General features: G+C 66.8%; 20 protein-coding genes. 15 read left to right on the plus strand and 5 right to left on the minus strand.

Features of this window, described 5'->3' with window-relative positions; translation table 11 throughout:
- Positions 1–8: 8 nt before the first annotated feature.
- The 4 genes from aceE to lpdA (ACAM52_RS08315) are packed head-to-tail and all read left to right on the plus strand — an operon-like array spanning position 9 to position 6,862.
- The gene (aceE, locus tag ACAM52_RS08300) at positions 9–2,738 is read left to right on the plus strand and encodes a pyruvate dehydrogenase (acetyl-transferring), homodimeric type (protein WP_369646694.1); all 2,730 of its coding nucleotides are present in this window, start codon (positions 9–11) and stop codon (positions 2,736–2,738) included.
- A 49-nt stretch (positions 2,739–2,787) separates the two neighbouring features.
- Complete coding sequence (gene aceF, locus ACAM52_RS08305) at positions 2,788–4,449, plus strand: dihydrolipoyllysine-residue acetyltransferase (protein ID WP_369646695.1); 1,662 nt, start codon at positions 2,788–2,790, stop codon at positions 4,447–4,449.
- Positions 4,446–5,039, plus strand: a complete 594-nt coding sequence (locus ACAM52_RS08310) for an MFS transporter (RefSeq protein WP_369629139.1) — start codon at positions 4,446–4,448, stop codon at positions 5,037–5,039. Before aceF ends, ACAM52_RS08310 begins: the two co-directional genes overlap by 4 nt.
- Complete coding sequence (lpdA, locus tag ACAM52_RS08315; RefSeq protein ID WP_369646696.1) at positions 5,036–6,862, plus strand: dihydrolipoyl dehydrogenase; 1,827 nt, start codon at positions 5,036–5,038, stop codon at positions 6,860–6,862. The genes ACAM52_RS08310 and lpdA (ACAM52_RS08315) overlap by 4 nt, the downstream gene beginning before the upstream one ends.
- Before the next feature lie 97 nt (positions 6,863–6,959).
- On the opposite strand, the gene ACAM52_RS08320 is transcribed toward lpdA (ACAM52_RS08315), so the two are convergent.
- On the minus strand, positions 6,960–7,535 hold the full coding sequence (locus ACAM52_RS08320; RefSeq protein WP_062480809.1) for a C40 family peptidase: 576 nt from the start codon (positions 7,533–7,535) through the stop codon (positions 6,960–6,962).
- Between the two features lie 322 nt (positions 7,536–7,857).
- On the opposite strand from ACAM52_RS08320, the gene ACAM52_RS08325 reads away from it, so the two are divergent.
- On the plus strand, positions 7,858–8,910 hold the full coding sequence (locus ACAM52_RS08325; protein ID WP_369647711.1) for a PQQ-dependent sugar dehydrogenase: 1,053 nt from the start codon (positions 7,858–7,860) through the stop codon (positions 8,908–8,910).
- Between the two features lie 8 nt (positions 8,911–8,918).
- On the opposite strand, the gene ACAM52_RS08330 is transcribed toward ACAM52_RS08325, so the two are convergent.
- Both ACAM52_RS08330 and ACAM52_RS08335 read right to left on the minus strand, forming a co-directional pair.
- Positions 8,919–9,719 carry an alpha/beta hydrolase gene (locus tag ACAM52_RS08330; RefSeq protein ID WP_369646697.1) on the minus strand — a complete coding sequence of 267 codons (801 nt, stop codon included), beginning with the start codon at positions 9,717–9,719 and terminating at the stop codon, positions 8,919–8,921.
- A 10-nt stretch (positions 9,720–9,729) separates the two neighbouring features.
- A complete protein-coding gene (locus tag ACAM52_RS08335; RefSeq protein ID WP_369646698.1) occupies positions 9,730–11,355 on the minus strand; it encodes a 4-hydroxyphenylacetate 3-hydroxylase family protein in 1,626 nt (541 codons plus the stop codon).
- 127 nt (positions 11,356–11,482) lie between these two features.
- Here ACAM52_RS08335 and ACAM52_RS08340 point away from each other — a divergent pair, with 127 nt between their 5' ends.
- The 8 genes from ACAM52_RS08340 (at position 11,483) to ACAM52_RS08375 (ending at position 22,520) form a co-directional block, all read left to right on the plus strand.
- Entirely contained in the window at positions 11,483–12,169 is a 687-nt protein-coding gene (locus tag ACAM52_RS08340) for a TetR/AcrR family transcriptional regulator (RefSeq protein WP_369646699.1), read from the plus strand.
- A gap of 12 nt (positions 12,170–12,181) precedes the next feature.
- The gene (locus ACAM52_RS08345; protein ID WP_062480816.1) at positions 12,182–12,787 is read left to right on the plus strand and encodes an isochorismatase family protein; all 606 of its coding nucleotides are present in this window, start codon (positions 12,182–12,184) and stop codon (positions 12,785–12,787) included.
- 150 nt (positions 12,788–12,937) lie between these two features.
- Positions 12,938–14,851, plus strand: a complete 1,914-nt coding sequence (locus ACAM52_RS08350) for a propionate--CoA ligase (protein ID WP_369629133.1) — start codon at positions 12,938–12,940, stop codon at positions 14,849–14,851.
- A 195-nt stretch (positions 14,852–15,046) separates the two neighbouring features.
- The gene (locus ACAM52_RS08355; RefSeq protein ID WP_062480820.1) at positions 15,047–17,923 is read left to right on the plus strand and encodes a 2-oxoglutarate dehydrogenase E1 component; all 2,877 of its coding nucleotides are present in this window, start codon (positions 15,047–15,049) and stop codon (positions 17,921–17,923) included.
- Between the two features lie 54 nt (positions 17,924–17,977).
- Positions 17,978–19,234: a 2-oxoglutarate dehydrogenase complex dihydrolipoyllysine-residue succinyltransferase gene (gene odhB, locus ACAM52_RS08360; protein ID WP_369646700.1), complete on the plus strand. Its 1,257-nt coding sequence runs from the start codon at positions 17,978–17,980 to the stop codon at positions 19,232–19,234.
- 19 nt (positions 19,235–19,253) lie between these two features.
- Complete coding sequence (gene lpdA, locus ACAM52_RS08365) at positions 19,254–20,684, plus strand: dihydrolipoyl dehydrogenase (protein ID WP_354342205.1); 1,431 nt, start codon at positions 19,254–19,256, stop codon at positions 20,682–20,684.
- An 82-nt stretch (positions 20,685–20,766) separates the two neighbouring features.
- A complete protein-coding gene (gene zapE, locus ACAM52_RS08370; RefSeq protein ID WP_062480826.1) occupies positions 20,767–21,864 on the plus strand; it encodes a cell division protein ZapE in 1,098 nt (365 codons plus the stop codon).
- Positions 21,861–22,520 (plus strand): hypothetical protein, encoded by a 660-nt coding sequence (locus tag ACAM52_RS08375; RefSeq protein WP_369646701.1) that lies wholly within the window; start codon positions 21,861–21,863, stop codon positions 22,518–22,520. The genes zapE and ACAM52_RS08375 overlap by 4 nt, the downstream gene beginning before the upstream one ends.
- 21 nt (positions 22,521–22,541) lie before the next feature.
- On the opposite strand, the gene ACAM52_RS08380 is transcribed toward ACAM52_RS08375, so the two are convergent.
- Positions 22,542–23,312, minus strand: a complete 771-nt coding sequence (locus tag ACAM52_RS08380) for a PP2C family serine/threonine-protein phosphatase (RefSeq protein ID WP_095745659.1) — start codon at positions 23,310–23,312, stop codon at positions 22,542–22,544.
- A 107-nt stretch (positions 23,313–23,419) separates the two neighbouring features.
- Here ACAM52_RS08380 and ACAM52_RS08385 point away from each other — a divergent pair, with 107 nt between their 5' ends.
- Both ACAM52_RS08385 and ACAM52_RS08390 read left to right on the plus strand, forming a co-directional pair.
- A complete protein-coding gene (locus tag ACAM52_RS08385) occupies positions 23,420–23,626 on the plus strand; it encodes a YdcH family protein (RefSeq protein WP_062481953.1) in 207 nt (68 codons plus the stop codon).
- Positions 23,623–25,704, plus strand: coding sequence for an ATP-dependent DNA helicase (locus ACAM52_RS08390; protein ID WP_070061015.1), 2,082 nt, complete (start codon positions 23,623–23,625; stop codon positions 25,702–25,704). Before ACAM52_RS08385 ends, ACAM52_RS08390 begins: the two co-directional genes overlap by 4 nt.
- Before the next feature lie 21 nt (positions 25,705–25,725).
- Here ACAM52_RS08390 and ACAM52_RS08395 read toward each other — a convergent pair whose 3' ends face one another.
- A complete protein-coding gene (locus tag ACAM52_RS08395) occupies positions 25,726–26,535 on the minus strand; it encodes an outer membrane protein assembly factor BamD (protein ID WP_070061014.1) in 810 nt (269 codons plus the stop codon).
- Positions 26,536–26,543: the final 8 nt, after the last annotated feature.

Genomic DNA, 26,543 nt, shown 5'->3' on the forward strand with positions numbered 1-26,543 from the left:
AGACAAGCATGTCGGCAAATCCCGAGAACCTGTTCGGCTCGGCCGCAAACGATGCGGACGCCCAGGAGACGCGTGAATGGATGGATGCACTGTCTTCCGTCATCCAGAGCGAAGGGCCCGAGCGGGCGCACTTCCTGCTCGAACAACTGCTCGAACATGCGCGCCAGAACAGCGTCGACATGCCGTTCTCGGCCAACACCGGCTACGTGAACACCATCGAGCCGGGCGTGGAAGCCCGCAGCCCCGGCAACCTCGAGATCGAACAGCGCCTGCGCGCCTACATGCGCTGGAACGCCATGGCCATGGTGGTCAAGGCCAACCGCATCCACCCGCCCGAAGGCGGTGACCTGGGCGGCCACATCGGCTCCTTTGCTTCGCTGGCCAGCATGTTCGGCGCCGGCTTCAACCACTTCTGGCACGCCGAGAGTGAAAATCACGGCGGCGACCTGCTGTACATCCAGGGCCACGTGTCGCCCGGCATCTATGCCCGCGCCTACCTCGAAGGCCGCCTCTCCGAAGACCAGCTGCTCAACTTCCGTCAGGAAGTCGACGGCAAGGGCCTGTCGAGCTACCCGCACCCCAAGCTGATGCCCGAGTTCTGGCAGTTCCCCACGGTGTCGATGGGCCTGGGCCCGCTGATGGCGATCTACCAGGCGCGCTTCCTGAAGTACCTGCACGCCCGCGGCATCGCCAACACCGAGAACCGCAAGGTCTGGGTGTTCTGCGGCGACGGCGAAATGGACGAAGTCGAATCGCTCGGCGCCATCGGCTTGGCCGCGCGCGAGAACCTCGACAACCTGATCTTCGTCATCAACTGCAACCTGCAGCGCCTGGACGGCCCGGTGCGCGGCAACGGCAAGATCATCCAGGAGCTCGAAGGCGAGTTCCGCGGCGCCAACTGGAACGTCATCAAGCTGATCTGGGGCAAGGGCTGGGATGCCCTGCTCGAGAAGGACCATGACGGCGCGCTGCGCAAGATCATGATGGAGTGCAACGACGGCGACTACCAGTCGTTCAAGGCCAACGATGGCGCCTACGTGCGCAAGAACTTCTTCGGCCGCGATCCGCGCACGCTGAAGATGGTCGAGCACCTGACCGACGACGAGGTCTGGAACCTGCAACGCGGCGGCCACGACTCGCAGAAGGTGTACGCCGCCTTCCACGCCGCCCAGAACCACAAGCGCCAGCCCACCGTGCTGCTCGTCAAGACCGTCAAGGGCTTCGGCATGGGCAAGATCGGCGAAGGCAAGAACACGGTCCACCAGACCAAGAAGCTCGGCGACGAGGACATCAAGGCCTTCCGCGACCGCTTCAACATCCCGATTCCCGACAGCCAGATCGCCGAGCTGCCGTTCTACAAGCCGGCCGACGACACGCCGGAAATGCGCTACCTGCACGAGCGCCGCAAGGCCCTGGGCGGTTACCTGCCGCACCGCCGTGTGAAGGCCGACGAGAGCTTCACGGTGCCCTCGCTCGACACCTTCAAGGCGGTGATGGAGCCCACGGCCGAAGGCCGCGAGATCTCGACCACGCAAGCCTACGTGCGCTTCCTCACGCAGCTGCTGCGCGACAAGGCCCTGGGCCCGCGCGTCGTGCCCATCCTGGTGGACGAGGCCCGCACCTTCGGCATGGAAGGCCTCTTCCGCCAGATCGGCATCTACAACCCGCACGGTCAGCAGTACACCCCGGTCGACAAGGACCAGGTCATGTACTACAAGGAAGACAAGGCCGGCCAGATCCTGCAGGAGGGCATCAACGAAGCCGGCGGCATGTCCAGCTGGATCGCGGCGGCCACGTCGTACAGCACGAACAACCGCATCATGGTGCCGTTCTACGTGTACTACTCGATGTTCGGCTTCCAGCGCATCGGCGACCTGGCCTGGGCGGCCGGCGACATGCAGGCCCGCGGCTTCCTGCTGGGCGGCACCTCGGGGCGCACCACGCTGAACGGCGAAGGCCTGCAGCACGAAGACGGTCACAGCCACATCCTGGCCAACACCATCCCGAACTGCGTGAGCTACGACCCGACCTTCGCGCACGAAGTCGGCGTGATCCTGCACCACGGCTTGAAGCGCATGGTCGAGAAGCAGGACAACGTCTACTACTACCTGACGCTGCTCAACGAGAACTACGCGATGCCCGGCCTGCAGCCCGGCACCGAAGAGCAGATCATCAAGGGCATGTACCTGTCCAAGCAGGGCCCGGTGGTCAAGGCCGCCAAGGGCGCCAAGGAAGCACCGACCGTGCAACTGCTGGGCAGCGGCACCATCCTGCGCGAGAGCTTTGCCGCACAGGAACTGCTCGAGAAGGAGTGGGGCGTGTCGGCTTCGGTGTGGAGCTGCCCGAGCTTCAACGAACTGACCCGCGACGGCCAGGACGCCGACCGCTGGAACCTGCTGCACCCCGACCAGACGCCGCGCGTGCCCTTCGTGGCCGAGCAGCTCGGTGCCTCGACCGGCCCGGTGATCGCGTCGACCGACTACATGAAGGCCTACGCCGAGCAGATCCGTCCTTTCGTGCCGAAGGGCCGCAACTACAAGGTGCTGGGCACCGACGGTTTCGGCCGCAGCGACTTCCGCGCCAAGCTGCGCGAACACTTTGAGATCAATCGTCACTACATCGTCGTGGCCGCGCTCAAGGCGCTGAGCGAAGATGGCACCGTGCCGGTGGCCAAGGTGGTGGAAGCGATCAAGAAGTACGGCATCAATGTCGACAAGGTCAACCCGCTTTACGCTTGAACATCAACAACCAACGAACGAACGGCGCCTGACGGCGGGAGACAACGATATGGCAGCAGTGGAAGTGAAGGTGCCGGACATCGGCGATTTCGATGAAGTCGCGGTGATCGAGGTGCTCGTGAAGGTGGGTGACACGGTCAAGGCCGAACAGTCGCTCATCACGGTCGAATCGGACAAGGCGTCGATGGAAATCCCGTCGTCCACGGCCGGTGTGGTCAAGGAAATCAAGGTCGCCGTGGGCGACAAGGTGAAGGAAGGCTCGGTGGTGCTGGTGGTCGAGGCCGAGGGCGCGGCTGCCGCCGCCCCGGCGCCGGCCGCTGCGCCTGCTGCCGCGGCACCCGCTCCGGTTGCTGCAGCGCCTGCGCCCGCCGCAGCCGCACCGGCAGCCTCGGGCCCGGTCGACATCAAGGTGCCGGACATCGGCGACTTCAAGGACGTCGCGGTCATCGAGCTGCTGGTGAAGGTGGGTGACACCATCGCCGCCGAGCAGTCGCTGATCACGGTGGAGTCGGACAAGGCCTCGATGGAAATCCCGTCGTCGGCTGCCGGCGTGCTGAAGGAACTCAAGGTCAAGGTCGGCGACACCGTCAACATCGGCGACCTGATCGCGGTGCTCGAAGGCGCCGCAGGGGCCGCCGCACCCGCATCGGCGCCCGCGCCGGCACAGGCCGCCGCTGCCGCGCCCGCCGCTGCAACCGCCAGCGCTCCTGCACCGGCCGCCGCAGCACCTGCTGCAGCCGCCCCGGCCCACCAGCCGACGTCGGCGCCCACCGGCAGCCTGCCGCACGCCTCGCCCTCGGTGCGCAAGTTCGCACGCGAACTCGGCGTGCCGCTCGAAGAGGTCAAGGGTTCCGGCCTCAAGGGCCGCATCACGCAGGAAGACGTCCAGAACTTCACCAAGGCCGTGATGAGCGGCCAGGCCAGCACCAAGGCCTCGGCGGCCAAGGCGCCGGCCGGTGGTGGTGGCGACGGCGCGGCGCTGGGCCTCATCCCGTGGCCCAAGGTCGACTTCACGAAGTTCGGCACCGTCGAGCGCAAGGACCTGTCGCGCATCAAGAAGCTCAGCGGCGCGAACCTGCACCGCAACTGGGTGATGATCCCGCACGTCACCAACAACGACGAAGCCGACATCACCGAGCTCGAGGCCTTCCGCGTCTCCACCAACAAGGAGAATGAGAAGTCGGGCATCAAGGTGACGATGCTCGCCTTCGTGATCAAGGCGGTGGTCGCGGCGCTGAAGAAATTCCCCGACTTCAACACCAGCCTGGACGGCGACCAGCTCGTCTACAAGCAGTACTACAACATCGGCTTCGCGGCCGACACGCCCAACGGGCTCGTGGTGCCGGTGCTGAAAGACGCCGACAAGAAGGGCATCCTGCAGATCAGCGCCGAGATGGGCGAACTCGCCAAGAAGGCGCGCGACGGCAAGCTCGGCTCGGCCGACATGCAGGGCGGCTGCTTCTCGATCAGCTCGCTCGGCGGCATCGGCGGTACGCACTTCACGCCCATCATCAACGCCCCCGAAGTGGCCATCCTCGGCCTCTCCAAGGGCCAGATGAAGCCGGTGTGGGACGGCAAGCAGTTCGTGCCGCGTCTCACGCTGCCGCTGTCGCTGTCGTACGACCACCGCGTGATCGATGGCGCCCTGGCTGCGCGTTTCAACGCCTACCTGGGGCAAGTGCTCGCAGACTACCGTCGCATCCTGCTATGACCACGGTTGTGGCCGTCCGAAAGGGTGGCCAGGTCACGATGGCGGCCGATTCGCTGGTGACCTTCGGCGACACGCGCATGTCGCACAACGCCGAAGCGAACCAGAAGATCTTCACCGTCGAGGATGCCGCGGGCCAGAGCCTGTTCGCGGTGGCGGGCGCCGCCGCGCACCAGCTGGTGCTCCAGCATGCGCTGGCGGCCCAGCCGCGCGAGGCGCTGCAGTTCGGCAGCAAGCACGAGGTGTTCCACACCTTCACGCTGCTGCATCCGGTGCTGAAGGACTCGTTCTTCATGCAGACCAAGGAAGACGAGCACGAGCCCTACGAGTCCAGCCAGTTCACCATGCTGCTGGCCAACCCGAGTGGCATCTACGGCATCTACAGCTACCGCGAGGTGTTCGAGTTCAAGCAGTACTGGGCCATCGGCTCGGGACGCAGCTTTGCGCTCGGCGCCATGCACGCGGCCTATGACAACAAGTCGCGCACAGCGCGCGACGTGGCGGAGGCGGGCATCGCCGCCGCCTGCGAATTCGATCGCAATTCGGCCCTGCCGGCCGACGTTCTCACACTCAAACTGAAAGTGTCCAAATGAGCGAACAACACATCAAGGTGCCGGACATCGGCGACTTCGACGAAGTCGCGGTGATCGAGGTGCTGGTCAACGTCGGCGACACGGTCAAGGCCGAGCAGTCGCTCATCACGGTCGAATCGGACAAGGCCTCGATGGAGATTCCCTCGTCGGCCGCTGGCGTCGTGAAGTCGCTGGCCGTGAAGGTGGGCGACAAGGTCAAGGAAGGCTCGGTCGTGCTGACGCTCGAAGTCGACGGGGCCGCTGCGCCCGCGCCGGCTGCGGCTGCACCCGCACCGGCGGCAGCTGCGCCTGCGCCCAAGGCGGCCGCACCGGCCCCTGCCGCGGCAGCGTCCGTGGTGGTGTCCAGCTACGGCGGCAAGGTCGATGTCGAGTGCGATGTGGTCGTGATTGGCGCCGGCCCCGGCGGCTACTCGGCTGCCTTCCGCGCGGCCGACCTCGGCCTGAAGGTCGTGCTGATCGAACGCTACGCCACGCTCGGTGGCGTGTGCCTGAACGTCGGCTGCATTCCCTCGAAGGCGCTGCTGCACGTCGCTTCCGTCATGGACGAGGTCAAGCACTTCGCCGACCTGGGCGTGAGCTTCGCCGCGCCCACGGTCGACCGCGCCAAGCTGCTCGGCCACAAGAACAAGGTGGTGGGCAAGCTCACCGGCGGCCTCACGGCCATGGCCAAGATGCGCAAGGTGACGGTGCTGCGCGGCGTCGGCAACTTCATCGACCCGTACCACCTGGAAGTCGAAGAAACCTCGGGCACGAGCTGGGACACGACCGGCAAGAAGCAGACCGTCAAGTTCCGCAACGCGATCATCGCGGCCGGCTCGCAGTCGGTGAGCCTGCCCTTCATGCCGAAGGACCCGCGCGTGGTCGATTCGACCGGTGCACTCGAGATGGGCACAGACCCCAAGCGCATGCTGGTGCTGGGCGGCGGCATCATCGGCCTCGAGATGGGCACGGTGTATTCGACGCTGGGCGCGCGCCTGGATGTGGTCGAGATGCTCGACGGCCTGATGCAGGGCGCCGACCGCGACCTCGTGAAGGTCTGGCAGAAAATGAACGCGCCGCGCTTTGACAACATCATGCTCAAGACCAAGACGGTCGGAGCCGAAGCCACGAAGGAAGGCATCAAGGTCACCTTCGAGGGCGAGAATGCGCCGAAGGAACCGCAGGTGTACGACCTCGTGCTGCAGGCCGTGGGCCGCAGCCCGAACGGCAAGAAGATCGGCGCCGAGAAGGCCGGCGTCACGGTGAGCGACCGCGGCTTCATTCCGGTCGACATCCAGATGCGCACCAACGTGCCCCACATCTTCGCCATCGGCGACATCGTGGGCCAGCCCATGCTGGCGCACAAGGCGGTGCACGAGGCGCACGTGGCGGCCGAGGTCATTGCCGGCGAGCAGAGGGGCGACAAGGAGCTCTCCAGCGCCGCCTTCAACGCCCGGGTGATCCCCAGCGTGGCCTACACCGACCCCGAAGTGGCATGGGTCGGCCTCACGGAAGACCAGGCCAAGGCCGAAGGGATCAAAGTCAAGAAGGGCCACTTCCCGTGGACGGCTTCGGGCCGCGCCATCGCCAACGGCCGCGACGAAGGCTTCACCAAGCTGCTGTTCGATGCCGAGACGCACCGCATCCTGGGTGGCGGCATCGTCGGCACGCACGCCGGCGACATGATCGGCGAGATCGCGCTGGCCATCGAGATGGGCGCGGACGAGATCGACATCGGCAAGACCATCCATCCGCACCCGACGCTGGGCGAAAGCATCGGCATGGCGGCGGAAGTGGCGCACGGTACGTGTACCGACCTGCCGCCGGCGAAGAAGGCGGCCTGATCGATAGGCGCTACGGCGCCCTATGGCGCCGATCGAGCGCCCACAAAAAATCCCGCCGCGGCGGGATTTTTTTCGTCCGGGATTCGGGGAAATCGAATCAGTCGCTGGCGGTGCCCATGGCCGCCGCCTTGACCTCGTCGCCCTGGCCGCTGAGCACGCGGCGGGCGCCGTCGAAGCGGCGCTGCCAGTAGCTGCCGTTCATGTCTTCGACACGGACCTGGGCACCGGAGCGGGGGGAATGGATGAACTTGCCTTCGCCGACGTAGATGCCGACGTGGCTGAAGGTGCGGCGCATGGTGTTGAAGAACACGAGGTCGCCGGGCTTGAGCTGGCTGCGGTCGATCTTCTCGGTGGCGGCGGCCTGTTCTTCGGCGCGGCGCGGGAGCACGTGGCCCACCGTCTGGTTATACATGGCGCGGACGAAGCCGCTGCAGTCGAAGCCGGATTCGGCGGTGTTGCCGCCACGGCGGTAAGGAACGCCGAGGAAACCGATGGCGGTCACGACCAGGTCGGACGTGCGCTCTGCGACGGTCTGGCGAACCTGATGGAACTGGCCGACCAGGCCGCGCTCGGCAAGGATTCGGTCCATCTCATCCGATCGATCCTGTTGAGGGGGGGCGGCGTGGACGGCCACGGCGAACAGGAGGGATACGGGTAGGACGAAAAAACGCATGGCGCGTAGGATATTGATGACGCGCAGTTATGTCAATTTAATCTGAATTGTTGAATGCATGCGTAAACCATTGATTTACATGAACTTTTTCGATCCGGCGGAAGAAAAAATGTAACGGTGAACGTTTATGCGGCATAAGGATTCGAATGTAAACGCCTCGGTCGATATGACTTCATGGTCTTAAAAGTCGACATGTGTGTTCCATTTGTTGTCAAGATGGCCTCAAATTCAGGAAATCTTCATGAACTTGCGAAATTTCTCATTTCGTCGCTCCCTGGGAAGCCTCGTGGTGCTCGCGGGTTGTGGTCTGGCTGGCGCGGCCATGGCGCAGGTGCGTGCCGAAACCGTCGCTGCCGGTCTTGAGAACCCCTGGGGCGTGGCCTTCCTGCCGGAGGGGCGTTTCGTGGTCACCGAGAAGCCGGGGCGCCTGCGCCTGGTGGCGGCCGACGGCAAGCTGGGCGCGCCGATCCAGGGCCTGCCGCCCATCGCTGCGGGCGGGCAGGGCGGGCTGCTCGACGTGCTGGTCGACAGCGGCTTCGCGCAGAACCGCACCCTGTACTTCTGCTATTCGGAACCCGAGGCGGGCGGCGGATCGGCCAACAGCACCGCGCTCGCACGCGCCCGCCTGTCGGCCGACGGCACGAAGCTGGAAGCGCTGAAGGTCATCTTCAGCCAGAAGCCCAAGGTCGCGAGCCGCGCGCACTTCGGCTGCCGCATCGTCGAAGCCCGCGACGGCAACCTGTTCCTCACGCTCGGCGACCGCTTCAGCCGCAAGGACGATGCGCAGACGCTCGACAACCACCACGGCAAGGTGGTGCGCATCGCCAAGGACGGCAGCGTGCCGAAAGACAACCCCTTCGTCGGCAAGCCGGGCGCGCTGCCCGAGATCTGGAGCTACGGCCATCGCAACAGCCAGGGCGCGACGCTCGCGCCCGATGGCCGTTTCTGGATGGCCGAGCACGGCCCTCAGGGCGGCGACGAGATCAACATCCCGCGCGCCGGCGTCAACCACGGCTGGCCGGTGATCACCTATGGCGAGAACTACGGCGGCGGCAAGATCGGCGAGGGCATCACCCGCAAGGACGGCATGGAACAGCCGCTGCACTACTGGGTGCCGTCGATCGCGCCCTCGGGCATGGCCTTCCTCACCAGCGACCGCTACGGCGCCGCCTGGAAGGGCAACCTGTTCGTGGGCTCGCTGAAGTTCGGCTATCTCGACCGAATCGAGCTCAAGGACGGCAAGGTGGTCGCCGAGCACAAGCTGCTGGCCGACGGCCGGGCCCGCATCCGCGACGTGAAGCAGGGGCCGGATGGCCTGCTCTACGTGCTCACCGACGAGTCCGACGGCAAGCTGCTGCGCCTGCGGCCGAACTGAAGGACGGCTCAGCCGGGGCAGCCCGGCAGCGGCAGCGTCGGCAGCAGGCGGCGCCAGAGCCGCCGCCACTCGGGCCAGTCGTGCCCGCCTTCGGTCGTGACCACGCGTTCCGCCGGCAACGCCCCGGCCAGCAGCCGGTGGCTGAAGGCGAAGCGGTCGTCGAGCGCGTAGCCCAGGTACAGCGGCGGCCGGCCGCCGAAGGTGCGGGTGTGGCCGACGTAGCCGCGCAGCCATTGCCACAGTTGCGTGTCGCTGGGCGTGCGTGGGTCGCTGCCGGGTGGCGCGTCGAGCGGGCCGCGCCAGCGCGCCACGCCGCCGGCATTGGCGATGTCCTGGCTCAGCACGCGTTCGCCCAGGTAGGGCGCCAGCACGACCAGGCCGGCGAGGTCGCCGGGGTGCGTCTGGGCATACAGCAGTCCGCCGAAACCGCCGACCGAGATGCCTGCGATCCAGATCGCCTTGTAGCCTTGGCGGCGCGCCGGTGCGATCACGTCCCGATCCAGCCGGTCGAGGATGGTCTTGTTGCGGTAGTAGCCCATGTGGGCGTCGACGCGCAGGGTGTCGACCGCGAGCCGGTTCTCGTTCAGTGCGTCGATGAAGCCTTCGCGCACGAACTCCTCGGGTGCCGAGTAGGCGCCGGGCAGCAGCACGATCAGCGTGTCGGCGCTGCGGGTGCAACTGCTCTTTTCCAGTGTGCTGACCAGTGGTGCGTCGGCGGCGCGCAACCCGCCGCAGCCGGCGAGCAGCAGCAACGAGGCGGCGCCGAAGAGCAGGACGAGGCGGTGGCGGAGGAGCGACAGGGTCTGCATCCGCCGGAGTCTAGGCGCGCGACACCGGAACCGGCAGGTCGACCATCACGGGTTGTCCCGGCACGGTGCAGCCGGTGTCGCAGCACTTGCCGGGCTGGCGGTTCTTCGTGATGGCGCGGCGCGGGTCGTGCGGCGCGGGGGCCGGCGTGCCGTCGGCCGCGATGCCGCGCTCGAGCAGCCGCTCGACCAGCTCGACCTTCGATCCCACCGGGTAGTTGCGCCAGATCTCCTGCTTCATCGCCGCCGGCGAGCCGCCGCCGTGCAGGCTGATCACGCTGTACCAGCCGCCCTGGTAGCCGGCCGTCAGGTCTTCGATGAAGCGGGCCGTCTCGATGCGCTGCTCATAGGGAATGGCGGGGTTGGCGCGCAGCACGTCGGACAGGCGTGCCGCGGTCTCGGGGTTGTGGTCTTCGTCCGGGCCGGGCAGGGTGACGATGAGGCCGCCGCTCACGTAGTGCGCGATGCGGTGCATGTCGTAGATATTCGTCGCGAGCAGCAGCTTGCCGATGTTGCTGAACACCGGGTCGGGCATGAAGACCTCGCAGTGGTCGTCGGCCTTGCCATAGACGCTGGCCGCCACGCCGCAGGCAAAGAAGCTCTCGGTGATGGTGATGAGCTCGACCATCTGCTCGCGCAGGTGGCTTTCCTTGCCGGGGTCGAAGCCGTTGGCCTCGCACATCAGCGCACCGGCGCCGATCAGCAGGTCGCCGAAGCCGGCGCGGGCCGCGATGCAGCTGTGGCGGTGGTGCGTGGCGTAGCTGTAGGTCAGGTGGCCCGAGTGCTCCCATTCGCCGGCGTAGAACACGCGCTCCCACGGCACGAACACCCGGTCGAACATGCACGCGCCGGTGCTCTGGCCGTACTTGCGGCTGAAGAGCGCATCGCCGTGCTCGAGCTTTTCGCCGGGTCGACCGGCCGGCCGCGCGACGATGCTGAGTCCGGGCGCATCGAGCGGCACGGCGCAGCAGACGGCGAAGTCGGCGTCTTCCTTGCCCATGTTGCGGCAGGGCATGACCAGCAGCTCGTGCACGTACGGCGCGCCGGTCACGATGGCCTTGGTGCCCGAGATGACGATGCCGCGCGCGTTGCGCTCGACCACGTGCAGGTAGCTGTCGACGTTCGCCTGCTCGTGCGGCCGGCGGCTGCGGTCGCCCTTGGCGTCGGTCATGGCGACGCCCAGGGTCAGGTCCTGGTCCTGGATGCGGTGCAGGTAATTGTGGAAGCGCGCGGTGTGCTCGGTGCTGCCGCGCGCGTCGTCGATGCGCGCCGACACCTGCGCGATGGCGTTGAGCGCGTCGTGCGTCAGGTAGCGCTGGGCGCAGCCGGTTTCCTGGCACACCAGCCGCACGGCCTCGAGCTTGTTGAGCAGGTCGCCCGAGCTCGTGTTGATGTGCGAGAGCCGGTTCACCCGTTTGCCGCTGGTGTGCTGCACGGCGGTCATGAGCGGCGCGTACTCGGACTTCAGCGCGTGGTCGTAGGTGAGGGCGATGGCGTTGATGCCGGGCTGGAAAGCGGGCTCGTCGGCCACGCTGGCGACGCGGCGGCCGTCGACGAACACGGTGGGCGTGTAGCGGCGCAGCGATTCACGGTAGTCGGCGCCTGACATGAGGAGGGCGTCGGAAGGCGGGGCGTTCATGCGTGTTGTCTCCAGGGGCTCGTGGGGATTTTTTGACCGTTGTCGCGAAGATTTAAACACTGTTCAATTTTTAGATCAACGTTCGAAAAATTGATCAACGAACAGGCCGAGGGCTATAGTCCCGCCCATGCACGCCAAGCTCCAACGCCGCCAGACCCTCACCGACGCCCGCCGCGCCCTGGTGCTCGACGCCGCCCGCACGGTGTTCGCGGAAGCCGGCATCGAGGGCGCGAGCATCCGTGAGATCGCGAAGAAAGCCGGCTACACGCCGGGCGCCATCTATTCGTACTTCGAGAGCAAGGAGGCGATCTACGCGGCCTTGCTCGACGAGTCGTTGTTGCGCCTGCAGGCTGCGGTGGCCGAGGTGGCGGTGTCCGAGCGCCGGCCCGACCAGATCTTGGCCGCCAAGGCCCAGGCCTGGTTCGACTTCTACGCGGCGAACCCGCGCGACCTCGACCTCGGCTTCTATCTGGTGCACGGCATGCGGCCCCGGGGGCTCACGCACACGCTCGACCACGAACTGAACGACCGCCTCTACGACGCCCTACGTCCCTGTGAAGAGGCGTTGCTCGCTTTGGGCCTCGATGCCGACCTCGCGCAGCAGGAGAACACGGCGCTGTTCGCGCACGGCGTCGGGCTGCTGCTGATGCAGCACACGGGGCGCATCCGCATGTTCAGGCAGTCGGCCGATGCGCTGTTCAAGACCTACCTCGCGCAGTTGGTGCAGCGATCTTCCCCAGTGGCAACGGCGGACGATCCCGCGAAACCCGCGCTTTTCGGTGGTACGGTTCAGCCCAGTTCAACCGATACCTGAAAGAAGAAGTCCATGCTGCTCGACGCCACGCAATCCCAACTCGTCCTGGTCGATTACCAGGCGCGGCTGATGCCGGCGATCTTCGAAGGCGAGGCGGCGGCGCGCAATGCGGCGCGCCTGGGCCAGATGGCGCAGTGGGTCGACGTGCCGGTCTGGGGTACCGAGCAGAACCCGTCCAAGCTGGGCGAGAACCTGCCCGAGATCCGCGCCTTCTGCCGCAAGACGCTGGCCAAGATGCATTTCAGCGGCGTGGAAGAGGGGCTCGGCGAATGGCTGCGTCCGCCCGCCAAGGCGGCACCGCAGGGCAACGCCCGCAGCCTGCCCAAGCACCTGCAGAAGCCCCCGGCCGCGGCCGAAGAGCGCAACACCATCGTCATCGCCGGCTGCGAAGCCCATGTCTGCCTGCTGCAGACCGCGCTCGACCTGCTCGAGGACGAGTTCGACGTGTGGGTCGTCACCGATGCCTGCAGCTCGCGCACCGAGCGCAACCGCGACGCCGCCTTCGACCGGCTGGCCGGCGCGGGCGCCGAGCTCGTGACCACCGAGATGGTCGGCTTCGAGTGGCTGCGCACCGCTGAGCACCCGGCGTTCCGCGACCTGCAGGCGCTGATCCGCTGATTCACTGAACTGCTGTCGAAGGGCGGCCTGGCAAGGGGGTCGCCCGGATTGCCGCGGCTGTCAGCTTCCCGCAAGATCGACTCCCATAATTATGAATTCAGTTTCGGCGCGAGTCCGGAACGGCATCCATAAAACAGGAGACAGATCCCGATGAGCCGCTATGAAGAGTTCTACCGCCAGTCCGTCGATGCGCCCGAGGCCTTCTGGGCCGAGCAGGCGAAGCTGATCGACTGGCACACGCCCGCGCAGCAGATCCTCGACGCCAGCCAGCCGCCGTTCGCGCGCTGGTTCGTCGGCGGCACCACCAACCTGTGCCACAACGCCGTCGACCGGCACCTGGCCGATCGGGGCGACCAGCCGGCGCTGATCTTCGTGTCGACCGAGACCGGCACCGAGAAAAGCTACAGCTTCGCCGAGCTGCATGCCGAGGTGCAGCGCACCGCCGCCAGCCTCGTCGAACTGGGCGTGGGCAAGGGCGACCGCGTGCTCATCTACATGCCGATGATTCCCGAGGCCGCCTTCGCGATGCTGGCCTGCGCGCGCATCGGCGCCATCCACTGCGTGGTGTTCGGCGGTTTCGCCAGTGGCTCGCTGGCCACGCGCATCGAGGACGCCGAGCCTAAGGTGGTCGTGAGCGCCGACGCGGGTTCGCGCGGCGGCAAGGTCATCGCGTACAAGCCGCTGCTCGACGAAGCCATCCGCCTGTCGAAGCACAAGCCCGAGGCCGTGCTGCTGACCGACCGGGGCCTGGCGCCGATGACGCTGGTGGCCGGCCGCGACCATCTGGCGGGCGAGCTGAGGCACAAGCACCTGGACGCGCAGGTGCCCTGTACCTGGCTGGCCTCGACCGACATCAGCTACACGATCTACACGAGCGGCACCACCGGCAAGCCCAAGGGCGTGCAGCGCGACGTGGGCGGCTACGCCGTGGCGCTGGCCGCGAGCATGAAGCACATCTTCGACGGCCGGCCCGGCGAAACCTACTTCTCGACCAGCGACATCGGCTGGGTCGTGGGCCACAGCTACATCGTCTACGGCCCGCTGATCGCGGGCATGGCGACCATCATGTATGAGGGCCTGCCCACGCAGGGCATCGACCAGCAGCCCGACGGCGGCATCTGGTGGCGCCTGGTCGAGAAGTACAAGGTGACCGTGATGTTCAGCGCGCCCACCGCCGTGCGCGTGCTCAAGAAACAAGACCCGGCGCTGCTCAAAAAGTACGACCTGTCGACCCTGCGCGCGCTCTTCCTGGCCGGCGAACCGCTGGACGAGCCGACCGCGCGCTGGATCAGCGATGGCCTGGGCGTGCCGATCATCGACAACTACTGGCAGACCGAATCGGGCTGGCCGATGATCACCATCGCCAACGGCGTGGAAGCCAAGCCCAGCAAGTTCGGCAGCCCCGGCGTGCCGATGTATGGCTACCGCATCAAGATCCTGCACGAGTCGACCGGCGAGGAACTCACCGGTGCGAACGAGAAGGGCGTGGTCGTGGTCGAGGGCCCGACGCCGCCGGGCTTCATGCAGACCGTGTGGAAGGACGACGCCCGCTTCGTCAACACCTACTGGAAGAGCGTGCCGGGCAAGATGGTCTATTCGACCTTCGACTGGGGCATCCGCGATGCCGACGGTTACTTCTACATCCTGGGCCGCACCGACGACGTGATCAACGTCGCCGGCCACCGCCTGGGCACGCGCGAGATCGAGGAGAGCATCTCGGGCCATGCCAATGTGGCCGAGGTGGCCGTGGTCGGCGTGGCCGACACGCTCAAGGGGCAGGTGGCGATGGCCTTCGTCGTGCCGAAGGACGGCCTGGCCGTGACCGATGCCGACGCGGCGCTCAAGCTCGAGGGCGAGATCATGAAGGTCGTGGCCGACCAGCTCGGCGCCCTGGCGCGGCCCGCGCGCGTGCGCTTCGTGAGCGGCCTGCCCAAGACCCGCAGCGGCAAGCTGCTGCGCCGGGCGATCCAGGCCGTCTGCGAGCAGCGCGACCCGGGCGACCTGACCACCATCGACGATCCGGCCACGCTGCAGCAGATCAAACAGTTACTGTCCGCCACCTGACCGCAGGCGCGAATCGGGGTAGGGTTGCGGGCCTTGCGCAGCCGCGTTCTGTCGTCATATGGTTGACGTGGCACAATGCCAAGGTACTCAGGCCCTTCCCCAGCCACAGTCGCATCCGCCAATCGGTCCAGCCGTGTCGCGGAAGGTTTCTTAACCAACTCGTGCTTCCTCCAGGGAAGCGAAGGTCAGCGGATCATGAGCGATTCCTCTACGCCCACGGCGTACACCGCCTATCAAGGCAACACCTACCTCTTCGGCGGCAATGCGCCCTATGTCGAGGAGATGTACGAAAACTACCTAGCCAACCCCGGCAGCGTTCCCGACAACTGGCGCACGTATTTCGACGCCCTGCAGAACGTTCCCGCCGCCGACGGCACCAGCGCCCGCGACGTCCCCCACCTGCCGGTCATCAACGCCTTTGCCGAACTGGCCAAGCAGGGCACGACCCGTGTCGTGCAGGCCAGCGGCGCCGACTCCGAACTCGGCCGCAAGCGCACGGCAGTCCAGCAGCTGATTGCCGCCTACCGCAACGTCGGCGCCCGCTGGGCCGACCTCGACCCGCTCAAGCGCGCCGAGCGTCCCGCCATTCCGGAACTCGAGCCCTCGTTCTACGGTTTTGCCGACGCCGACCTCGAGACGGTGTTCAACACCAGCAACACCTTCTTCGGCAAAGAGACCATGTCGCTGCGCGACCTGCTCAATGCCCTGCGTGAAACGTACTGCGGCACGATGGGTGCCGAGTACATGTACACCACCGACCAGAACCACAAGCGCTGGTGGCAGCAGAAGCTCGAAAGCGCCCGCACCAACCCCAAGCTCAGCGCCGAGCAGAAGAAGCACGTGCTCAACCGCCTGACGGCCGCCGAAGGCCTCGAGCGCTTCCTGCACACCAAGTACGTCGGCCAGAAGCGCTTCTCGCTCGAAGGCGGCGAAAGCTTCATCGTCGCGATGGACGAGCTGATCAACCAGGCCGGCGTCAAGGGCGTGCAGGAAATCGTGATCGGCATGGCCCACCGCGGCCGCCTGAACGTGCTGGTGAACTCGCTGGGCAAGATGCCCGCCGACCTGTTCGCCGAGTTCGACCACACCGCCCCCGAAGACCTGCCCTCCGGCGACGTCAAGTACCACCAGGGCTTCAGCTCGGACGTGACCACCCCCGGCGGCCCGGTCCACCTGAGCCTGGCGTTCAACCCCTCGCACCTGGAAATCGTGAACCCCGTGGTCGAAGGCTCGGTGCGCGCCCGCATGGACCGCCGCGGCGACCCGCTGGGCAAGCAGGTGCTGCCCGTGATCGTGCACGGCGATGCCGCCTTCGCAGGCCAGGGCGTCGTGATGGAAACGCTGGCGCTGGCCGAAACCCGTGGCTACTCCACCGGCGGCACGGTGCACATCGTCATCAACAACCAGATCGGCTTCACCACCAGCGACCCGCGCGACAGCCGCTCGACGCTGTACTGCTCGGACATCGTCAAGATGATCGAAGCGCCGGTGCTGCACGTGAACGGCGACGACCCCGAAGCCGTGGTGCTCGCCACCCAGTTCGCCCTGGATTTCCGCATGGAATTCCAGAAGGACGTGGTCGTCGACATCATCTGCTTCCGCAAGCTGGGCCACAACGAGCAGGACACGCCTTCGCTCACCCAGCCGCTGATGTACAAGAAGATCGCGGCCCACCCTGGCACGCGCAAGCTGTACGCCGACAAGCTGGCCGCGCAAGGCCTGGGCGACACGCTCGGCGACGACATGGTCAAGGCGCAGCGCGCCGCCTTCGACGAAGGCAAGAACACCGTCGATCCCGTGCTCACCAACTTCAAGAGCAAGTACGCCGTCGACTGGAGCCCGTACCTCAACAAGAAGTGGACCGACGCCGGCGACACCGCGATTCCCTCCGCCGAGTGGAAGCGCCTGGCCGAACGCATCACCAAGGCGCCCGAAAACTTCACCGTGCACCCGCTCGTGAAGAAGGTGCTGGACGATCGCGCAGCCATGGGCCGTGGCGACGTCAACGTCGACTGGGGCATGGGCGAGCACATGGCCTTCGCCTCGCTGGTGGCCAGCGGCTACCCGGTGCGCCTGTCGGGTGAAGATTCGGGCCGCGGCACGTTCACGCACCGCCACGCCGTGCTGCACGACCAGAACCGCGAGAAGTTCGACACCGGCACCTACACGCCGCTGCAGAACGTGGCCGAGAACCAGGCCCCGTTCGTCGTCATCGACTCGATCCTGTCCGAAGAAGCCGTGCTGGCCTTCGAATACGGCTACGCCTCGAACGACCCCAACACGCTCGTCATCTGGGAAGCCCAGTTCGGCGACTTCGTGAACGGCGCGCAAGTGGTGATCGACCAGTTCATCGCCTCGGGCGAAGTCAAGTGGGGCCGCGTCAACGGCATCACGATGATGCTGCCGCACGGCTACGAAGGCCAGGGCCCCGAGCACAGCTCGGCCCGCCTGGAGCGCTTCATGCAGCTGAGCGCCGACACCAACATGCAGGTGGTGCAGCCCACCACGGCCAGCCAGATCTTCCACATCCTGCGCCGCCAGATGGTGCGCAACCTGCGCAAGCCGCTGATCATCCTCACGCCCAAGTCGCTGCTGCGCAACAAGGACGCGACCTCGCCGCTGTCCGAGTTCACCAAGGGCAGCTTCCAGACCGTCATTCCCGACAGCAAGGGCCTGAAGGCCGAGAAGGTCAAGCGCCTGATCGCCTGTTCGGGCAAGGTCTACTACGACCTGGCCAAGAAGCGCGAAGAGCAGGGCAGCGACGACGTGGCGATCATCCGCGTCGAGCAGCTCTACCCGTTCCCGCACAAGGCGTTCGCCGCCGAGGTCAAGAAGTACCCCAACCTCGTGGACATCGTGTGGTGCCAGGACGAGCCGCAGAACCAGGGCGCCTGGTTCTTCGTGCAGCACTACATCCACGAAAACATGCAGGAAGGCCAGAAGCTCGGCTACTCCGGCCGTGCCGCCTCGGCATCGCCTGCCGTCGGCTACTCGCACCTGCACCAGGAACAGCAGAAGGCGCTGGTCGATGGCGCATTTGGCAAGCTCAAGGGCTTCGTGCTGACCAAGTAAGAACCGTCCCTTTTCACACGAACACCCTCAAGAACAAAACGGAGCTCACTCCAAATGTCTATCGTAGAAGTCAAAGTCCCCCAGCTTTCCGAATCCGTGGCCGAGGCCACCATGCTCACGTGGAAGAAGAAAGCCGGCGAAGCCGTCGCCGTCGATGAAATCCTGATCGAGATCGAAACCGACAAGGTCGTGCTCGAAGTGCCGGCACCCTCGGCCGGCGTGCTGGTCGAGATCGTTCAGCCCGACGGCGCCACCGTGGTGGCCGAGCAGTTGATCGCCAAGATCGACACCGACGGCAAGGCCGCCGCCGCGGCGCCCGCTGCTGCTGCAGCTCCCGCCGCCGCACCTGCCGCTGCTGCTCCCGCAGCGGCAGCCGCCGCCACCGGTGGTTCGAAGGCCGACGTGGCCATGCCCGCCGCTGCCAAGCTGCTGGCGGACAACAACCTGAAGACCAGCGACGTGGCCGGCACGGGCAAGGACGGCCGCGTGACCAAGGGCGACGTGCTCGGCGCCGTGGCTGCCGGCGCCAAGCCTGCCGCCACCGTCGCCGCACCGGCTGCCAAGCCCGCGCTGCAACAGGTCGCCGCACCTGCTGCGCCCGATCTGGGCGAGCGTCCGGAACAGCGCGTGCCGATGAGCCGCCTGCGCGCCCGCATCGCCGAGCGCCTGATCCAGTCGCAATCGACCAACGCCATCCTGACCACCTTCAACGAAGTGAACATGGCCCCGGTCATGGACCTGCGCAAGAAGTTCCAGGACGCGTTCACCAAGGAACACGGCGTGAAGCTCGGCTTCATGAGCTTCTTCGTGAAGGCCGCGGTGCACGCGCTGAAGAAGTACCCGGTGCTCAACGCCTCGGTCGACGGCAACGACATCCTGTACCACGGCTACTTCGACATCGGCATCGCCGTCGGTTCGCCGCGCGGCCTGGTGGTGCCCATCCTGCGCAATGCCGACCAGATGAGCTTCGCCGACATCGAGAAGAAGATCGCCGAGTACGGCAAGAAGGCCCAAGACGGCAAGCTGGGCATCGAAGAAATGACCGGCGGCACGTTCTCCATCTCCAACGGCGGCACCTTCGGCTCGATGCTCTCGACCCCGATCATCAACCCGCCCCAGTCGGCCATCCTGGGCGTGCACGCCACCAAGGACCGCGCCGTGGTCGAAAACGGCCAGATCGTCGTTCGCCCGATGAACTACCTCGCCATGAGCTACGACCACCGCATCATCGACGGCCGCGAAGCCGTGCTGGGCCTGGTCGCCATGAAGGAAGCGCTGGAAGATCCGTCGCGCCTGCTGTTCGACATCTGATCCGGGGAGTAAGACACAGATGGCAAACAAGCAATTCGACGTCGTCGTCATCGGCGGCGGTCCTGGCGGCTACATCGCGGCGATCCGCGCTGCGCAGCTCGGCTTCAACGTGGCCTGCATCGACGAGTGGAAGAACGGCAAGGGCGGCCCCGCACCGGGCGGCACCTGCACCAACGTCGGCTGCATCCCCTCGAAGGCGCTGCTGCAATCGTCGGAGCACTTCGAGCAGGCTGGCCACCACTTTGCGGACCACGGCATCAAGGTCGAAGGCCTCGGCCTGGACATCGACAAGATGCTGGCCCGCAAGGACCAGGTCGTGAAGCAGAACAACGACGGCATCCTGTACCTGTTCAAGAAGAACAAGATCAGCTTCTTCCACGGCCGCGGTTCGTTCGTGAAGACCGACGAAGCCGGCTACGAGATCAAGGTGGCAGGCGCCGCTGAAGAGTCGATCAGCGGCAAGCACATCATCGTCGCCACGGGTTCCAACGCCCGCGCGCTGCCGGGCACGCCGTTCGACGAGGAAAACATCCTCTCGAACGACGGCGCGCTGCGCATCGGCGCGGTGCCGAAGAAGCTGGGCCTGATCGGCTCGGGCGTCATCGGCCTCGAAATGGGCTCGGTGTGGCGCCGCCTCGGTGCCGAGGTCACGGTGCTCGAAGCACTGCCGACCTTCCTGGGTGCCGTGGACGAGCAGATCGCCAAGGAAGCCAAGAAGGCCTTCGACAAGCAGAAGCTCAAGATCGAACTCGGCGTGAAGGTCGGCGAGATCAAGTCGTCGAAGAAGGGCGTGAGCGTCGCCTGGACCAACGCCAAGGGCGAAGCCCAGACGCTGGAAGTCGACAAGCTGATCGTCTCGATCGGCCGCGTGCCCAACACCATCGGCCTGAACGCCGAAGCCGTGGGCCTGAAGCTCGACGAGCGCGGCGCCATCGCCGTGGACGACGACTGCAAGACCAGCCTGCCCAACGTGTGGGCCATCGGCGACGTGGTGCGCGGCCCGATGCTGGCGCACAAGGCCGAGGAAGAAGGCGTGGCGGTGGCGGAGCGCATCGCGGGCCAGCATGGCCACGTGAACTTCAACACCGTGCCGTGGGTGATCTACACCAGCCCCGAGATCGCGTGGGTCGGCCAGACCGAGCAGCAGCTCAAGGCCGCGGGCCGCGCCTACAAGGCCGGCACCTTCCCGTTCCTGGCGAACGGCCGCGCACGCGCGCTGGGCGACACGACCGGCATGGTCAAGTTCCTGGCCGACGCCGCCACGGACGAGATCCTGGGCGTGCACATCGTGGGCCCGCAGGCCAGCGAGCTGATCTCCGAAGCCGTCGTGGCGATGGAGTTCAAGGCCAGCGCCGAAGACATCGCGCGCATCTGCCATGCGCACCCATCGCTGTCGGAAGCCACCAAGGAAGCGGCCCTGGCCGTGGACAAGCGCACGCTCAACTTCTGATCCCCGGTTCTTGAGCGAACCCGGCCCCGATCGACCCTCGCGGGGCGGTCGGGGCTCTCCATTTTTGAAGCGATCCGATCCCTTGAGCGTCAAACAGGCTTACGAAGCGGAACTCGCGGCACGCGGGTTCAAGAGCGATCCCGCACAACTCGCGGCCGTCGAGGCGCTCGACCGCTGCGCCACCGAGTGGGGCGAGTACAAGGCCCGGCGCTCCAACGCGCTGAAGAAGCTCATCAACCGGCCGGAGCTGCCGCGCGGCGTCTACATGTACGGTGGCGTGGGGCGCGGCAAGAGCTTCCTGATGGACCTGTTCTTCAACGCCGTGCCGCTGCGGCGCAAGACGCGCCTGCACTTCCACGAGTTCATGCGCGAAGTGCACCGCGAGCTGCGCGACCTGCAGGGCACCGTGAACCCGCTCGACGAGCTGGGGCTGCGCATCTCCAAGCGCTACAAGCTGATCTGCTTCGACGAGTTCCACGTCGCGGACATCACCGACGCGATGATCCTGCACCGCCTGCTCGTGGCGCTGTTCGACAACGGCGTGGGCTTTGTCACCACCTCGAATTTCAAGCCCGACGACCTGTACCCCGGCGGCCTGCACCGCGACCGCATCCTGCCCGCCATTGCACTGCTCAATCAGAAGCTCGAAGTGCTGAGCGTGGACAACGGCACCGACTACCGGCGCCGCACGCTGGAGCAGCTGCGCATGTACCTCACGCCGAACGACGCGGCGGCCGAGAAGGAAATGCGCCACGCCTTCGACAAGCTGGCCGAGACGGCCGACGAAAACCCGATCCTGCACATCGAGCAGCGCGAGATCCGCGCGCTGCGCAAGGCCGGCGGCGTGGTGTGGTTCGACTTCAAGACGCTGTGCGGCGGCCCGCGTTCGCAGAACGACTACCTCGAGATCGCGAGCCAGTTCCACACCGTGCTGCTGTCCGACGTGCCGCACATGCCCGTGCGCATGGCCTCGGAAGCTCGCCGTTTCACCTGGCTGGTCGACGTCTTGTACGACCGGCGCTGCAAGCTCATCATGTCGGCCGAGGTTCCGCCCGAGGCGTTGTACACCGAGGGGCCGCTGGCGCACGAGTTTCCGCGCACGGTGTCCCGGCTCACCGAAATGCAGTCGAGCGAATTCCTCGCCCTGGAACGCCGCATCGTCGACACCCGACTCACATGAAAAAAACCGCTCTTGCCCTGTTTCTGGCCTTGGCCAGCCTGCCGCTGTGGGCCCAGTCCAATGCGGCGGCGGGCAACGCCGACCTCGACGCCGAACGCAGCCGCCTGGCGGCTGAGCGCGAGGTCATCGAGTCGCGCTACGCGAAGGAGCGCGCGGCCTGCTATGCGAAGTTTGCGGTTGAAGACTGCCTGCGCGAAAGCCGCAGCCGCCGTCGCAAGGAAACCGACCACATCAAGCGGCAGGAAACCGCGATCAACGACATCCAGCGCCAGCGCAGCGGCGCGGCCGAGCTGCAGAAGCTCGACCAGAAGGCCGCCACCCAGCGCCCGCAGGATTCGCGCGAACAGCGCGAGAAGTCGCAGGAAGACCAGAAGGCGCGCGAGCAGCGCGCCGCCGACCACGCCGCGAGCCGCGCCGCGACCGCGGCTGACGCCGCCGAGCGCCAGCGCCAGTTCGAGAACAAGCAGAAGGCCCATGCCGACGAGCAGGCCAAGGCGGCCCAGCGCCGCGCCGAAGCGCCGGCCGCGACCACGCGCTTCGAGGACAAGCAGAAGCGGGCCGCCGAACACCGTGCCAACCGCGAACGCCAGAACGCCGAGCGCACCAAGCCGCGCGGCGCACCGTTGCCACCGGCACCGGCGGCTTCCTCGCCCTGATCCTTGAAAGAGGGCGGGCGCTCAGGCCGCCGCGGGCAGCCGGTCGAGCTTGAGCACTGCGATCGAGATGTTGTCGCCCGTGCCGCGCGCACGGCGCCGCGCTTCTCCCACCAGGATTTCCACCGCGTCGCGCGGCGGCTGCGCGTACAGCACGCTGGCCAGTTCCTCGGGTGAGAAGTAGTGCCACAGGCCGTCGCTGCAGGCCATCAGCAGGTCGCCCGGCTGCAGCTTGGCGATGTGGTGCGGATCGACGGGCGGCGGCGTGGTCGTCATGCCCAGGCAACCCAGCAGGATGTTGCCCTGCGGATGGATGTTGGCCTCGGCCTCGCTGATCTGGCCGCGATCGACCAGCGCCTGCACGTACGAATGGTCGCGCGTGCGCTTGACCAGCGCGCCGTCGTTGAAGTGGTAGATGCGCGAGTCGCCCGCATGGATCCAGGCGCAGTCGCCCTTGGGGTTCATCAGGAAGGCGGCCAGCGTGCTGTGCGGTTCCTGCTCGCTCGACAGCGCCGTGAGCTTGATCACGGTGTGGGCGTCTTCGAGCAGCTGGCGCAGCACGACGGCGGGGTCGTCGCGCTCGGGGCTGTAGCGGGTGAAGAGCTGGCGCGCGGTCATGAGCACCTGGTCGGACGCCTTGCGTCCGCCGCTGCGCCCGCCCATGCCGTCGGCGATGACGCCGAGCACGCAGCCCGGCGTGCGGGGGTGGCTCATCAACAGCACCTGGTCCTGCTGGTAGGGGCGATCCCCCTTGTGGAGGCCGGTGGCGGCGGCGAGTCGAAAGCCTTGGGTCATGAGCGCTGGGGCGCCAGAGGCGCGCTTTCTGTCTTCTCTGGGGTTCGTGTCAGGACGTATTATCGAATGAACACGCGCGGCTCCATGCGGCACGCGCACCCCCACCGTTGGACTCCAATCTTCATTCCCTTTCCCGTCAGCTGATCGAGCTGCGCATTGCGCATGCCGACCTCGACGCCACCATCGACCGGCTCTCGGAAGACGGCACGCCGCAGGACGAACTGCTGATGCGCCGCCTGAAAAAGCGCCGTCTCGCCCTGCGCGACCAGATCGCCCAGCTCGAGAACGCGCTCGACCCGAAAGAGCCGGCGTGACGTCGCCGCTCGAAAACCAGGTGCGCGATGCGTTCGCGCAGGACGGGGTGCTGTCGCAGGCCGCCGAGCAGTTCCGCGAACGCGGCGGCCAGACCGAGATGGCGATGGCCGTGGCCCGCACCATCTCCGACGGCGGCATGCTCGTGGTCGAGGCCGGCACCGGCGTGGGCAAGACCTTCTCGTATCTCGTGCCGGCGCTGCTGAGCGGCGAGCGCGTGCTGCTCTCGACCGCCACCAAGACCCTGCAGGACCAGCTGTTCGGCCGCGACCTGCCGCGCCTCGTCGAGGCCTTCGCACTGCCGATACGCACGGCGCTGCTGAAAGGGCGGGGCAGCTACCTGTGCCTGCACAGGCTCGACATGGCGCGCCACGACGCCTCGCTGCCCGAGCGCGGCAGCCTGCGCACGCTGGCGAAGATCGAGCAGTGGTCGAAAGCCACGCGCACCGGCGACCTCGCCGAACTTCCGGGGCTCGACGAACGCTCGCCGCTGATTCCGCTGATCACTTCCACGCGCGAGAACTGCCTGGGCGCGCAATGCCCGCAGTTCAAGGCCTGCCACGTCAACCTGGCGCGGCGCGAGGCGCTGGCGGCCGACATCGTGGTCATCAACCATCACCTGTTCTTTGCCGACCTCGCGGTGCGCGAGACCGGCATGGCCGAGCTGCTGCCGACTGTGAGCGTCGTCGTGTTCGACGAAGCACACCAGCTCAACGAGACCGGCGTGCAGTTCCTGGGCGCCCAGCTCGGCAGCGGGCAGGCGCTCGATTTCGCGCGCGACATGCTCGGTGCGGGCCTGCAGCATGCGCGCGGGCTGGTCGACTGGCAGCAGCTGGTGGCGGGCGTCGAACGCGCGGCGCGCGAACTGCGCCTGGTGGTCGGCAAGCAATGGCCGGGCGCCAAGCTGCGCTGGATCGGCCCGGCCCCCGAGGGCGTGAATGCCGAAGCCTGGCAGGGCGCGCTCGACGACCTGCAGGACGCCTTCGTGCTGGCCGCCGACGGGCTGGACACGGTGAGCGAGATCTCGCCCGACTTCGTGCGCCTGCACGAGCGCGCGCGCCAGCTCGCCAAGCGCACGGCGCGTTTCGCGCAGCCGTGCGAGCTCGACTCCGTGCGCTGGGTCGATGTCGGCACGCAGCTGCGGCTGATCGAGTCGCCGCTCGACATCGCCGATGCGATGCGCAAGCGGGTGCTCAAGCTGGCCGACGAGCCCGTGGAGTCCGACTTGCCCTACGGCGACGACGAGGAAGACCCCGAGCACGGCGCCGTCCCGCCGCCACCGCAGGAAGACAGCCGCCGCGCCTGGGTTTTCACCTCCGCCACGCTGGGCGACGACCCGACGCTGCGCTGGTTCACCGAGCCCTGCGGCCTGCGCGACGCCGAAGTGCTGCGCGTGCAAAGCCCCTTCGACTACGCCTCGCAGGCAGCAATCTATGTGCCGCGGGCCTTTCCGAAGCCCAACGATCCCACGCACAGCCAGCAGGTGGCCAAGCTGGCTGCGCACGGCGCCGCCGAACTCGGCGGGCGCACGCTGGTGCTGACCACCACGCTGCGCGCGCTGCGCACCATCGGCGATGCGATGCGCCAGCAGTTCGAGCTGCTCCAGACAGAAGCACGGCCCGAGGTGCTGGTGCAGGGTGAGCTGCCCAAGCGCGTGCTCATGGACCGCTTCCGCGAAGGCGCGAGCAACGGGCGCGCGGGCTGCGTGCTGGTGGCGTCGGCCTCGTTCTGGGAAGGCTTCGATGCACCGGGCGACGCGCTGCAGTTCGTCGTGATCGACAAGCTGCCGTTCCCGCCGCCCAACGACCCGCTGGTGGAGGCCCGCTCGCAGCGGCTCGAAGCGCAGGGGCGCAGCTCGTTCAGCGACTACTCGCTGCCCGAAGCGGCCGTGGCATTGAAACAGGGGGCGGGGCGCCTCATTCGCCGTGAAACCGACAGCGGCGTGCTCGCGATCTGCGACACGCGCCTCGTGGCGATGGGCTATGGCCGGCGGCTGCTGGCGGCGTTGCCGCCGATGCGCCGGCTGGAAACCGAAGCGGATTTCGAGAGCGCGATCGACGCGCTCAGGAAACCCTATTGATATCTACCGGGAGGCGCTGGATTACCAGAGCTTCCACCAGGGGTCGGTGCTGCCCTTGAAGCCGTTCGCCAGGTAGGTGCTCTGCGGATAGTTGGTGGTCAGCACGCGTTGTGCGTCGTCGCGCAGGTCCTTCATGCCGAGCGCGTCGTACGACTTGACCATGATGTACAGGGCTTCCTCGAGTGCCGGCACTTCGCGGTAGTCGGACAGCGCGATCTGCGCCCGGTTGATGGCCGCCAGGTAGGCGCCACGCGAGTAGTAGTAGCGCGCCACGTGAACTTCGTACTGCGCGAGCGAGTTCACGATGTAGTTCATGCGCTGGCGCGCGTCGGGTGCGTAGCGCGACTCGGGGAAGCGCGTCACGAGGTCACGGAAGGATTCGAACGATTCCTTGGCGGCCTTCTGGTCGCGCTCGGACAGGTCCTGGCGCGTCAGGAATGCGAACATGCCCAGGTCGTCGTTGAAGTTGATCACGCCCTTCAGGTAGAGCGCGTAGTCGAACGCCGGGCTGGCCGGGTGCAGCTTCATGAAGCGGTCGAGCGTGGCGATGGCGTTGGCCTTTTCGCCGGCCTTGTGCTGGGCGTAGGCCTTTTCGAGCTGGGCCTGCTGGGCCAGCGGCGTGCCGGCGGCACGGCCTTCGAGCTTCTCGTACAGCGGCACTGCCTTGTCGTAGGCGCCGGAGCCGACTTCGTCCTTGGCTTCCGAGTAGATGCGGTTGGGGCTCCAGTTCGCGGTCTTGTCTTCCTTGGTGGTGGAACCGCAACCGGCGACGAGAAGGGCCGCCGCGCTGAGCGCGATCCAGGCAGGGACCGATAATTTGGCGCGAAACATCACATACG

Source organism: Variovorax sp. V118 (assembly GCF_041154445.1).
GTDB classification, from domain to species: domain Bacteria; phylum Pseudomonadota; class Gammaproteobacteria; order Burkholderiales; family Burkholderiaceae_C; genus Variovorax; species Variovorax boronicumulans.